This window comes from Pseudoalteromonas sp. QJM3NY_22, from assembly GCF_056173065.1.
In genome coordinates this window covers 4098231-4111028 of the sequence record NZ_CM149655.1, presented here as the reverse complement: position 1 = coordinate 4111028, position 12798 = coordinate 4098231, and the positions used below count along the sequence as shown (strand labels likewise).

Genomic DNA, 12798 nt, shown 5'->3' with positions numbered 1-12798 from the left:
ATGGAAGGAGCCGCATTAACGTCGTTCGAACTAATAATTCGAAGAGCGAATGGGCTTAAAATAATAGGGCGCACGGCCTTAATATTTAAGACCAGAAGCTCTCCACCAAACTAATAAGCTGCTTTTTATAAGCAGCTATTGGTGACAGTCGCTAGGGTTCAACCTAGTCGCCCGAAATAAACACCTCGCAAAAGTGATTACTTCTCGGCGTTAATTCCCCTCACGTATGCTCACTGGAGTTTGCGCTCCTAACATACGCTACCTGAATAACGCACCTCTTCTAGCCCTTTGCACCTGTTTGTAGAGTAAAAACTTACAAACCTGTGCAATTTAAATAGGGTAATTACGGCGATTAAAGCATTTTAGCCGTCTAGGTGTCAAGCGACTAAATGCATATTCATTCATCCATAATGGGAGTGGTTACGTATTGGGTGCTTTTCTCGTACACTAGCAATATAAATAGTGAGGTATTTAATTAGTATGGAAAAATTTAGCGATATTTATAAGCGAGCGGTAGAGCGAAAAGGCTCTGAAAAAATGCTTAAGTTATTACTTGCAAAACCGCTATCTAAAAAACAACTAAGCACGTTAAGTGACGACGATTGGCTTGAAGAATTTACTCGAAAAGTATTTCAAAGCGGTTTTTATTGGTCAGTCATTAATAATAAGTGGCCGGGCTTTAGAGAGGTTTTTTGGGATTTTAGCGTTGATAAGTTATTAATGATGCCACCCGATATGCTGGAACAAAAAGCTACGGATGAGCGTATTGTTCGTAACTATAAAAAAGTAAAAACAATTACCGAAAATGCTTACATGATCCACGAGATAGCAGGGGAGCATGGCAGTTTTAGCCAGTTTATCGCTAATTGGCCAACAGACGATATTATTGGTTTATGGGCGTATTTAAAAAAGCATGGTTCGCGTTTAGGCGGAAATACTGGCCCTTATGCATTGCGAGCACTTGGTAAAGATACTTTTTTATTATCACGCGATGTAGAGAATTATTTGCGTGCGCATAAAATTATAGACGGCGGCTTACAAACTAAAAAGTCACTGAATGCAGCCCAAGCCTTTTTTAATGAAATGCAAAAGCAAAGTGGCTTAAGTATGCAAGAGTTGAGCTTAATTGTTGCTTATGGCGTAGGTGACAACCGTGTTGGTATAAGTCAGCAACAATAGGAATTACCATGAAATTAGTGCCAAGATACACAGACATTGCGGAAAACTTCGCGATTGAAGATTTCCCTGCAAGTGTCGCCTCTCCTCAGTTATTGCTGTGGAACGAGAGCTTAGCAAAAGAGTTTAATATTAACGTTGCGGCTGATTTGCGTGCCAGCACTTTTAGCGGCAACGATAAACAGGCAATTCCTGCAGTAGCACTTGGTTACTCTGGGCACCAATTTGGACATTTTTCACCACGTTTAGGCGATGGGCGAGCGCATTTACTGGGCGCTATTAATGATGATAAAAACCAGTTGTGGGATATTCAATTAAAAGGCTCTGGTGCTACTCCTTACTCAAGAGGAGGGGATGGGCGTTGTGCACTTGGTCCTGCTATTCGTGAATACGTAATGAGCGAGGCAATGCATGCGCTGGGAGTTAAAACCACACGCTGCTTAGCGGTTGTTGGCAGTGGCGAAACGGTTTACCGTAATCCGCCACAAGCAGGGGCTATCGTTACTCGCGTAGCAACGAGCCATATTCGTGTTGGTTCATTTCAATATTTAGCGACGCAAGGCGATGTTGAAGGGCTTAAAAATTTAGCCGATTTAGCTATAGAGCGACACTACCCAGAAATAACTGATACAGGTTCGCAGCGCTATTTAGCCTTTTTAGGCGCAGTGATTAAAAACCAAGTTAAGCTAATTGTGAGCTGGATGCGTGTTGGTTTTATTCACGGAGTAATGAATACAGATAATACGCTAGTAAGCGGAGAAACCATTGATTACGGCCCATGTGCCATGATGAACAGTTTTGATTTTGATACTGTATTTAGTTCTATTGATAAACAAGGCCGCTATGCATTTGGTAACCAGCCGAATATGGCTAACTGGAACTGTGCCCGTTTAGCTGAAAGTCTGATACCACTAATTCATGACGATGATGAGCAAGCTGTTTCGCTAATGACGCCACATATAAATAGCTTTGCTGAACAGTTTAATACTGAATTTACGGTTATGTGGGCAAAAAAGTTGGGCTTAGTCGGTATTGATGAAAACGATACAAAATTAGTTGCAGAATTGTTAACATTATTAAAAGTTCATGAACTCGATTACACCAATACCTTTGATGCATTAACTGAGTCGTTAAAACAGGAAGCGCTTATTCCTGAAGCATTAGCGCAATGGGCATGTAAATGGCAAAGCCGGGTTGATGGAAATAGTTATACAGTAATGCGAAAAGCGAACCCTCGAGTAATACCACGCAATCACATCATTGAATCAATTATTACTGACTACAGCGAAATGGGGTCAAGTGCGCTATTAAGTGATTTTTTAAAAGTACTGAGCAATCCTTATAATGAAGTGAATAAGCTTGTCGATTTTCAGACGCCTCCTAAAAGTGATCAGGGGTATCGTACTTTTTGCGGTACTTAACTATTAATTTTAGATGTAAGTTTATGATTATAAATATTCATTTTTCATTTTTAGAAGTGTTCATTGATTGAGCAAAATAAATTCTAGTGTTATCATCCATTTTATAAGGATAAGTAAGTTTTACTGTGTATAAAAGTGCATTTAACTGAATTGTTCCTGTTTTTATCGCAGGCTATCGATTTATAAAAAAACCACAACTATAAATTATTTGCAGAGTAGGTAATATTTTTAATTTCACCTACAATGGGTGGTTGGATGTCGTTATAGATCATTAAAAAATTTATAAACTTTATTATTCGTTAAGTATTGATTAACAAAGGTTCGGTTAGTCTGTATAAAACAGATTGAGCTAGTATTGATTAGCTACAATTTTTAATTGTTAAAATGGGAAGAAAACAATGAAATTAAAATCACTTACAATCGCAATTGCGTTAGCTGCAACTAGCGTATCTACATTTGCTGCAGATAAAGAAGAAGGTTTCTACATTGGCGCATTTGGTGACTACTATGACGCATCTTGGAAAAACATGCGTGCCCAAGCTGGTCTTGATGTAAATGAATCAACTGGTTGGGGTGTTGAAGCTGGTTACCGTTTCAGTGATTACTGGAGCGCACGCCTAGAATATGCAGACATGGATTTTAATGCTTTTGATAAAGTTGCTGGCAACCGCAACAGTATTGATGGCGAGCGTTACGGTATTGATGCTCTTTATCATTTAAATGGCGGTCCTTTCTACGGTCTTTTCGGTATTAAAGAAATGGACGTAGTAGATGACAACACATTCTTAAATGCAGGTGTTGGTTACCAACATTTCATTACAGATGGTTTATTTGTAAATGCTGAAACAGCTGTATACCAAGGTCTTGACCGTGGTTACACAGATGTAGGCGCTAAAATTGGTATTAACTACTTATTTGGCCAAAACTCAGCACCAGTTGAGCCAGTAAAACCAGCTCCAGAAGTAGTTGAAGTTGCAGTTGCTCCTTCAGACAGCGACAATGATAATATTTTAGATGCTGACGATAGATGTCCAAACACGCCAATGACTGACGCAGTTGATGGCACTGGTTGTACTTTATATGAAGATAAAGAAGTAACTGTAAGCTTATTAGTGACTTTCCCTAATAATACATCAGCAGTATCTACTCAGTACTTAAATGATATCGAAAAAGTATCTGAGTTCTTAAAAGAGTACCCAGGTACAACAGTGCTTTTAGAAGGTCACACTTCAGCTGTAGGTAAAGCAACTTACAATAAATGGTTATCTAAAAAGCGTGCTGATGCTGTAGCTAAGCAACTTGTTGCTGATGGTATTGCTCAAGATCGCATTACTACAGTTGGTTTAGGTGAAGAGCGTCTTAAAAATGATGCAAACACTAAAGCTGCAAACGCAGAAAACCGTCGTGTAGAAGCGCATATCAAAACTATCAAAAACGTTAAAGTTTTACGTTAATTAAATAGTTTGTAATAGAAACCCAGCCAAGCGCTTAATGCCGATCAGTTAAGAAATATTTGACGATCCATTGACCGATCTTCTGGTTAGTTTATAAAGGCTTCTGAATTTATTCAGGAGCCTTTTATTTTGCAACTCACTACCGCACTTTCTCTTGCCAATAGCTACGCACCCAATTCAGAAGGCTTAGGTCAACTGAGTGATTTTTTATGTCCTGACTTTATCAAACAATGCGCTGAAACCGCTGGTGTCGCGACGATAAGGAAAAGAAGGCTTCCTGTTGAGATAGCCGTTTGGACAGTCATTTGTATGTCGTTTTATCGTGAAGACCCACTGTGGAGTATTGTCAGTAAATTAGGGCTCGCTTTACCAGGTAAAAAAGAACTCGTTGCACCCAGTGCGGTTGTACAGGCTAGGCAGCGGCTTGGGGCTGATGCCGTTAAACAGGTTTTTGAGAAAAGTCAGCAAATGTGGAATGCTGATGCGAACCATCCCACATGGTGCGGGCTATCACTACTGGGTGTTGATGGTGTTATTTGGCGCACACCGGATACTGCTGAAAATCAACATGCATTCTCCGTGTGGAAAAATCAGCATGGTGACACGGCTTTCCCTCAGGTTCGCATGGTGTGTTTGATGGAGTTAACTAGCCATTTATTAATGGGGAGCGCCTTTGATAGTTGTCGTACTAGTGAAATGGTGTTGGCTGAAGACTTAATCGAGGCAACACCCGATAACTCACTGACGTTATTTGATAGAGGCTTCTATTCTCTAGGCTTACTCAATCGTTGGCATCATGCTGGGGAAAATAGGCATTGGCTTCAACCGATGAGAAAAGGCACGCAATATGAAATTGTTCGCTCTTTAGGTCGTCAAGACAAACTTATCAAGCTAAAAGCAACAGCACAAGCGAGAAAAAGTTCGACGATTTACCACAGAGCATTGAAGTCAGGCTAGTCACAAAAACGGTTAAGGGGAAAGAGGTGAATATACTCACTTCACTGACTGATCCAATGCGTTTCCCTAAGGCTGACATTGTTGACCTCTATAGTGAACGGTGGGAAATTGAACTTGGTTATCGAGAAATGAAACAAACGTTACTGAATAGTCACTTCACGCTACGCAGCAAGAAACCTGAGATGATAGCGCAAGAATTATGGGGCGTAATGTTGAGCTATAACTTGCTCCGATATCAGATGGTGAAAATGGCGCAGAAAAAGTCTGGAATATATGCAAAACACCTGAGTTTTACGACGTGTGCTATTAGTATTATTAACCTTATTCATACAATGTTTATAGAAAATGCAGGACGGATACCTAAATCAATAGAGCAATTACAAGCTCAAGTTGAACATCACATATTACCGATAAAACAGGAGCGGGCGTATCCGAGATGTGTGAAACCAAAACCCAGTAAATACCCCAATAAAAAACGCCAGTCAGCTGTTAACTGACTGGCATTAAGCCAAGCGCTGGGTTTTTTTATGTCTGTAATAAATTAATATTGGTTAATGGTAATGATTATTACTTAACAAGTATTCATGGGAATAGTTTTTACTACAACCACTATTCATAGTATTTATAATCGGTATAATCAGTTGCGTAACTGGATGGATTTTCATCTATCCATAAAAGCTTTATAATTACGCGTTAGAATACTATAAGTATTGGGTAACTTATTTGCGCTTGAAGCGCTACCGGATACTTTCACGTCACCAAGAGGGCAATATTGTGCTACAAGAATATCGTAAACACGTAGAAGAACGTGCCGCGTTAGGTATCGTACCAGCGCCATTAGATGCTCAGCAAACTGCTGATCTTATTGAATTAATCAAAACTCCACCTGCAGGTGAAGAAGAATTCATTTTAGATTTGTTTATTCAGCGTATACCAGCGGGTGTTGACGATGCTGCTTATATTAAAGCGGGATTTTTAGCAGCTATAGCTAAAGGTGAAACTAATTCTCCACTTGTTTCTAAAGAAAAAGCGGCAGAATTATTAGGTACAATGTTGGGCGGTTACAATATCGCACCAATGATTGACCTACTTGATGACGAAACACTTGCACCAATCGTAGTTAAAGGCCTTTCAAATACATTACTTATGTTTGATGCGTTCTACGATGTTGAAGAAAAAGCAAAAGCGGGTAACACATTCGCTAAGCAAATTATTGAGTCTTGGGCAAATGCGCAATGGTTTACTAATAAACCAGCTGTTGCTGAAAAGATCTCAGTTACTGTATTTAAAGTAACTGGCGAAACAAATACGGATGACTTGTCACCTGCACCAGATGCATGGTCTCGTCCAGATATCCCACTACATGCTTTAGCAATGCTAAAAATTGAACGTGATGGAATTACACCAGACAAGCCAGGCGAAGTAGGTCCAATCTCTCAGCTTGAAGAATTAAAAACTAAAGGCCTACCACTTGCATATGTAGGTGATGTTGTTGGTACTGGTTCTTCTCGTAAGTCTGCAACTAACTCTGTACTTTGGTTTATGGGCGATGATATCCCGTTCGTACCAAACAAGCGTGTTGGCGGTGTATGTCTAGGTAATAAAATTGCGCCAATCTTTTTCAATACAATGGAAGATTCAGGCGCATTACCAATCGAGTTAAATGTTGATGAGCTTAACATGGGCGAGCAAATCGACATTTACCCGTACGAAGGTGTTGTTAAGCAACATGGTACTGATAAAGTGATTTCTACTTTTGAGCTTAAATCTGATGTGATTTTAGATGAAGTTCGTGCTGGTGGTCGTATTCCACTAATTATCGGTCGTGGTTTAACTGATAAAGCACGTACATCACTTGGTCTAGCTCCAACTGACGTATTTAAAGTACCAACAGCAACAGAAGTATCTGACAAAGGCTTCACACTAGCGCAAAAAATGGTTGGTAAAGCATGTAACGTTGCAGGTATTCGCCCAGGTCAATACTGTGAGCCTAAAATGACAACTGTTGGTTCGCAAGATACAACAGGTCCTATGACACGTGATGAACTTAAAGATCTAGCTTGTTTAGGTTTTTCTGCAGATTTAACCATGCAGTCTTTCTGTCATACATCAGCTTATCCTAAACCTATCGATGTAAACACTCACCATACGCTTCCTGATTTCATCATGAACCGTGGCGGTGTTTCACTTCGCCCAGGTGATGGTGTAATTCACTCATGGTTAAACCGTATGTTACTACCAGATACTGTAGGTACTGGTGGTGATTCACATACTCGTTTCCCATTAGGTATTTCATTCCCAGCAGGTTCGGGTGCAGTTGCATTCGCAGCAGCAACGGGTGTTATGCCACTTGATATGCCAGAATCTATTTTGGTTCGTTTTAAAGGCGAAATGCAACCAGGTATCACTTTACGTGACCTTGTACATGCAATTCCTTACTACGGTATCAAAGCGGGTTTATTAACAGTTGAGAAAAAAGGTAAAATTAACGAATTCTCTGGTCGTGTACTAGAAATTGAAGGCGTCGAACACCTTACTGTTGAGCAAGCATTTGAATTATCAGATGCATCTGCAGAGCGTTCAGCAGCAGGTTGTGCGGTTAAACTTTCTAAAGAATCTATCGCAGAATACCTAGAGTCAAACATTGTTATGCTTAAATGGATGATCTCTGAAGGTTACGGCGATGTACGTACTATTGAGCGTCGTATTACTGCAATGCAAGATTGGTTAGCTAACCCAGAACTAATGGAAGCTGATGCTGATGCAGAGTACAAGCATGTACTTGAAATTGATTTAGCTGAGATTAAAGAACCCGTTCTTTGTGCTCCAAATGACCCAGATGATGCGCGCTTACTATCTGACGTTACTGGCGAGAAAATCGACGAAGTGTTCATCGGTTCTTGTATGACTAACATCGGTCATTTCCGCGCAGCGGGTAAATTACTAGATGGCTTTAAAGGTCAGTTACCAACTCAACTTTGGGTTGCTCCACCAACTAAGATGGATAAAGACCAGCTTACTGAAGAGGGTTACTACGGTATATTTGGACGTGTTGGTGCACGTATCGAAACACCAGGTTGTTCACTTTGTATGGGTAACCAAGCACGCGTTGCAGACAAAGCAACGGTTGTGTCTACCTCTACACGTAACTTCCCTAACCGTTTAGGTAATGGTGCAAACGTATTCTTAGCATCAGCAGAACTTGCTGCTGTAGCGGCTATCTTAGGTAAATTACCTACTCCAGCTGAGTACCAAGAGTATGCAGCGAAGATCAATGCAACGGCTGCAGATACTTACCGTTACTTGAACTTCCACCGTATGCCTGCTTACACTAAAAAAGCAGACAAGGTTATTATTCAACAAGCTGTATAATTTTTAAAGTTTGTTTAAAAACCCGCTTCGGCGGGTTTTTTATTGACTAAAATAAATATTAGATAGTTCATGCTTCTTTTTTTATATTTTTGTATTAACTCTGGCCTTAAGTCGTTTTTAAGTTGAGTAATAAAGCAAAAAATCCTCTCAATATGCATTAAAATCCTCACCAATATTCTCATTATTTTAGGCGAGATTTTATGACAGCATTAAACAACCAGAATTTACTGCAACTACGTTTTATTAACCAAGTAAATATTGATTTGGTTAAGCCTTCTTTTGATAACCTGCCTGCAAATCCATATGCAGATGGTGCTTTTCGTAAACGTCGTTATTCAGTAGTTAAAATGCTAAATGGTGAAATAAAGTTACAAAAAACCAAAGCATTTGTTCAAGACGATTCAATTAATACTTTTCAGGGTAATGTAGAGCGTACTTACGAAAACCTAGGGCAAAGTTTACTTGAATCAGAGGGTATGAAAAATATCGTCAATGAGTTTCGCCAACTTACCGGTATTGATGAGCAGCGCGATATTGAAATTCATCAGTTCCGCATGCTTGCCATTGATAGCGATACACCTGCAGCGCCAGAAGGCGTGCATCAAGATGGTTTTGACCATGTATGTATATGCGGCGTATCTCACGAGAACTTAGAAGGTGGCGAACTGCTTGTATACGAAAACAAGCAAGCTGAGCCTTGTTTTAAAATGGAAATAAAAGACGGCATGTTTGCATTAATAAACGACCGTCAAGTGTGGCACAACGCAACACCTATGAACAAAATTGATGCTAGCAAACCAGGTTACCTGGATTGTTTTGTATTAACGTCTTAAGGAATAAGCATGAACATAACGCAATTACGTGAGCAGTTTCCAGCATTAATGCAAGACGTTGATGGTAAATCGCCAATATTTTTAGACGGACCAGGCGGCTCGCAGGTACCAACATCGGTGCTTACTGCGATGACTGCTTATTTAGGTCATTATAATTCGAACTTAGGTGGCGCGTTTTTTTCAAGTGATAAAACGGTTGAGTTGATGGCGAATGCGCGTCAAGCCGCCGCTGACTTACTTAATGCACCTAGCTCACAACAAATTGTGTTTGGTCCAAACATGACCAGCCTCACATTTAGCTTTAGCCGTGCAATTTCGCGTGATTGGCAGGCTGGCGATGAAATAATTGTAACTAACGCTGATCATTTCTCGAATGTATCGTCGTGGCAACAAGCCGCAGAAGATAAAGGTGTTGTTGTAAATACTGCGCTTATTAACGAAGCTGATTGCAGCTTAGATATGGCGCAGTTTGAAAGCTTATTAAACAGTAATACTAAGCTTGTTGCGGTAACGTATGCGTCAAATACCACAGGTTCAATTAATAATATTAAACGCATTGTAGAGCTTGCTCACAGCGTAGGCGCACTTGTTTATGTTGATGCAGTACATTACGCACCGCATGAACTTGTTGATGTACAAGCACTTGATTGCGATTTTTTAGCTTGCTCGGCGTATAAGTTTTTTGGTCCGCATTTGGGTATGGTTTACGGTAAAAAAGAGCATTTAGATGGGTTTACACCGTACAAAGTTGAGCCAGCTAAAGACATAGCACCAGGTCGCTGGGAAACCGGCACACAAAGCTTTGAAGCAATGGCTGGTTTTATCGCGGCTGTTGATTACATTGCGGCGATTAGTGAGCTTGATGATAGCCATTCACGCCGCGAAAAGTTAAGCATAGCTTTTGCTAAAACTAAGCAGCACGAAATGGCGCTTAGCGAACACTTTTTAACGCGCTTAGTTAATTATCCACGCATTAATTTGTTTGGTATTGATGATTTTGATCGCCTTAATGAGCGTACACCTACCTTTGCGCTAACTTTCGAAGGGCTTGAGCCGCGCGCTGTTTCAGAATTTTTAGGCAAACAGCATATTTGTGTGTGGGACGGTAACTTTTACGCGCAAGGTTTGTGTAAGCAGTTAGGTGTACTCGACAAAGGCGGTGTAGTGCGTATTGGTTGTATGCACTACAACACCATTGAAGAGCTAGATCAGTTGTTTAATTTATTTGATGAACTGCTCGGTTAAATAATACTGATTTTGGTGCGCTAACTCTTAGGTGCACCATATATTTGTTCTGCTCGATTAAACAACACCCACGATGTTAAAATATACTTATCGTTTGATACTGGCTTATTGCCTCTATGAGTATGTGTAAAGTAGCCAGGTGCTATTACCATAGTGCCTTTTTTAGGGGCTATTTTACGGTTTTGATAATAAAATTCTGTTTCACCACCTTCTTCTACATCGTTTAAGTAAAACATAAATAGCAACACGCGATGTAATGCTTCATTGTGCTGTAGCTGCGGATAAACTTCACTGTGCCAGTAAGGGTAGCCACCTTTATTTACTTCGTATTTTTGCGCTTGAATATTGCCAAGTCTAAAAATCTGCTGCACTAAAACGGGGAGTTGCGGCTTTCCTACTTCTTCAAAATTAGCATGAGTTAAATCAACTACCTCCCCCGTTTTTGGATGATATACCTTTAAACCAAACGCCCCAATCATCATAAAAATATGCTCTTCAATATACTTAAAAACATGCTGTGCAGTCGTTTGTTGTATATGTTTTAATTGTTGTGCATATTCGGGGTGATTGTTTAGGTGTAGATCGTGGCTGTCTTTTTTCTTTAGATCGACACCGCCCGATGTCACCCCTTGTTTTACATGCGAGCTTTGCGCGAATGTGGTAATAAATTCATCGCAAAAATCATTGCCTAGCGCGTTATCGTATACGCGAATAAAGTCCGTCATGAGTAACCTTTATATAATTATTATTGGATTTTTATGTTTATTGAAAAAGTGATGCCGCGCTTTAGTGAAACTGATGCGCTCGGGCACATTAACAATACCGTACTCCCGGTATGGTTTGAAGTTGCACGTGCACCTATTTTTAAGTTTTTTACACCTGACTTAAACCCACATGATTGGAAGTTGATAATTGCCAAAGTTGAAGTGTCGTTTGTAGGCGAATTATTTTATGGCCACGAAGTAACAGTGAAAACCTCTGTAGAGCATATAGGCACTAGCTCTTTTACGCTTATGCAAGAAGCATGGCAAGATGATAAATGCTGCGCAATAGGTAAAGCCGTTATGGTGAGATACGATTTTATCGCAAAATCAAAGCAGGCCCTTAGTATTGACGAAAAAACAGCGCTTAATGAGCATATATGCCAAAGAAGCTGACCTTGAGGAGCCTATATTTTATATAACCTCCGGCGAAGCTTAATTATTGTAAACCTAAATTCGGATAATAAGTGCAATTTCTCAGATTAGATGGCCAGCTGTTATAATTCGGCCATTCTCTCGCCAAAGGAAATTGCTTTAATGAAATATAAACAGCTGACACAAGCAGAAAGATACCAGATTTACGCGTTAATAAAAGCAGGAAATAACCAAAAACAGATAGCTGATGAACTCACTCGTTCACCGTCATCTATCTCTAGAGAGTTAAAACGCAATAAAGGGCTTAAAGGCTATCGACCTAACCAAGCCAATAATTTTGCAGAGCAAAGACGCAAGTCATCTTTCAAAGCAAGTAAGTTAACAGATGATGTTACTGACTGGATTAATAAATTGTTGGTTGACGGACTTTCGCCAGAGCAGGTGGCAGGCCGCTTAGCTTTAGAGAAAAAGGTCGTTTTGCATCATGAAACGATTTATCAATATATTTACAGAGACAAGGCTCGTGGTGGTGAACTACATAAGACACTCACTCGTGCATGTAAAAAGTATAAAAAACGCTATGGAAGCTACGATAAACGTGGACAGATAGTTAATCGAGTCAGTATTGATGAACGCCCAAGTATTGTGGATTCAAAGTCTAGGATTGGTGATTGGGAGGGCGATACAGTGATAGGCAAAGGGCGTAAAAATGCCCTTGTTACAATGGTTGAACGTAAAACGTTATATACAGTCGTTCACAGAATTGAAAGCAAGCATGCGAAAATAACAGCCGATGCGCTGATCAAGTGTATGACACCCTATAAAGGTAAGGTTATTACCGTGACTTTAGATAATGGAAAAGAGTTTGCTCACCATGAGCATGTTGCACAAAAATTAGAAGCGGATGTGTATTTCGCTCACCCATATTCATCATGGGAGCGGGGCATAAATGAGAATACCAACGGCTTACTTAGACGCTTCTTCCCCAAGGGAACTGACTTTATGTCGCTAAGTGAAGCAGAAATACAGGCGGCAGTTGATAAGCTCAACCATCGGCCAAGAAAAACAAGAGGGTATAAAACCCCTCATGAGTTATTTACGGGGCAATCAGAAGTTCTGGTGGCTGCATAATGATTGCACTTAATACTTGAATTCAAGAAATAAATAATTAAGCTGTAAATTTTTATCGAGAAATTTTAACGTA

At 40.0% G+C, this 12798-nt stretch carries 9 protein-coding genes, 1 pseudogene and 1 riboswitch; of the genes and pseudogenes, 9 read left to right on the top strand and 1 reads right to left on the bottom strand.

Annotation, left to right across the window (positions count from 1 at the left end; all coding sequences use genetic code 11):
* Positions 1–87: 87 nt before the first annotated feature.
* Positions 88–288, bottom strand: a riboswitch (Lysine riboswitch).
* Positions 289–480: 192 nt separating this feature from the next.
* From AC0VZ4_RS18985 to AC0VZ4_RS18955, 7 genes and pseudogenes are all read left to right on the top strand, one after another.
* The gene (locus AC0VZ4_RS18985) at positions 481–1179 is read left to right on the top strand and encodes a DNA-3-methyladenine glycosylase I (protein ID WP_007376225.1); all 699 of its coding nucleotides are present in this window, start codon (positions 481–483) and stop codon (positions 1177–1179) included.
* An 8-nt stretch (positions 1180–1187) separates the two neighbouring features.
* Entirely contained in the window at positions 1188–2597 is a 1410-nt protein-coding gene (locus AC0VZ4_RS18980) for a protein adenylyltransferase SelO (RefSeq protein WP_096793920.1), read from the top strand.
* A gap of 398 nt (positions 2598–2995) precedes the next feature.
* On the top strand, positions 2996–4051 hold the full coding sequence (locus AC0VZ4_RS18975) for an OmpA family protein (RefSeq protein ID WP_007376227.1): 1056 nt from the start codon (positions 2996–2998) through the stop codon (positions 4049–4051).
* A 129-nt stretch (positions 4052–4180) separates the two neighbouring features.
* Positions 4181–5505 (top strand): annotated as a pseudogene (locus tag AC0VZ4_RS18970) (IS4 family transposase).
* Between the two features lie 277 nt (positions 5506–5782).
* Complete coding sequence (gene acnB / locus AC0VZ4_RS18965; protein WP_033039455.1) at positions 5783–8380, top strand: bifunctional aconitate hydratase 2/2-methylisocitrate dehydratase; 2598 nt, start codon at positions 5783–5785, stop codon at positions 8378–8380.
* A 200-nt stretch (positions 8381–8580) separates the two neighbouring features.
* A complete protein-coding gene (locus AC0VZ4_RS18960; RefSeq protein WP_475440445.1) occupies positions 8581–9213 on the top strand; it encodes a 2OG-Fe dioxygenase family protein in 633 nt (210 codons plus the stop codon).
* A 9-nt stretch (positions 9214–9222) separates the two neighbouring features.
* Complete coding sequence (locus AC0VZ4_RS18955) at positions 9223–10458, top strand: cysteine desulfurase-like protein (protein ID WP_033029218.1); 1236 nt, start codon at positions 9223–9225, stop codon at positions 10456–10458.
* A gap of 20 nt (positions 10459–10478) precedes the next feature.
* Here the strand turns inward: AC0VZ4_RS18955 and AC0VZ4_RS18950 are convergent, their stop codons facing one another.
* A complete protein-coding gene (locus AC0VZ4_RS18950; RefSeq protein WP_475440444.1) occupies positions 10479–11183 on the bottom strand; it encodes a 2OG-Fe(II) oxygenase in 705 nt (234 codons plus the stop codon).
* A gap of 33 nt (positions 11184–11216) precedes the next feature.
* On the opposite strand from AC0VZ4_RS18950, the gene AC0VZ4_RS18945 reads away from it, so the two are divergent.
* Both AC0VZ4_RS18945 and AC0VZ4_RS18940 read left to right on the top strand, forming a co-directional pair.
* Positions 11217–11615 (top strand): acyl-CoA thioesterase, encoded by a 399-nt coding sequence (locus AC0VZ4_RS18945; protein WP_475440443.1) that lies wholly within the window; start codon positions 11217–11219, stop codon positions 11613–11615.
* Positions 11616–11756: 141 nt separating this feature from the next.
* Positions 11757–12725: an IS30 family transposase gene (locus AC0VZ4_RS18940; protein ID WP_475439697.1), complete on the top strand. Its 969-nt coding sequence runs from the start codon at positions 11757–11759 to the stop codon at positions 12723–12725.
* The last annotated feature ends 73 nt before the right edge of the window (positions 12726–12798 follow it).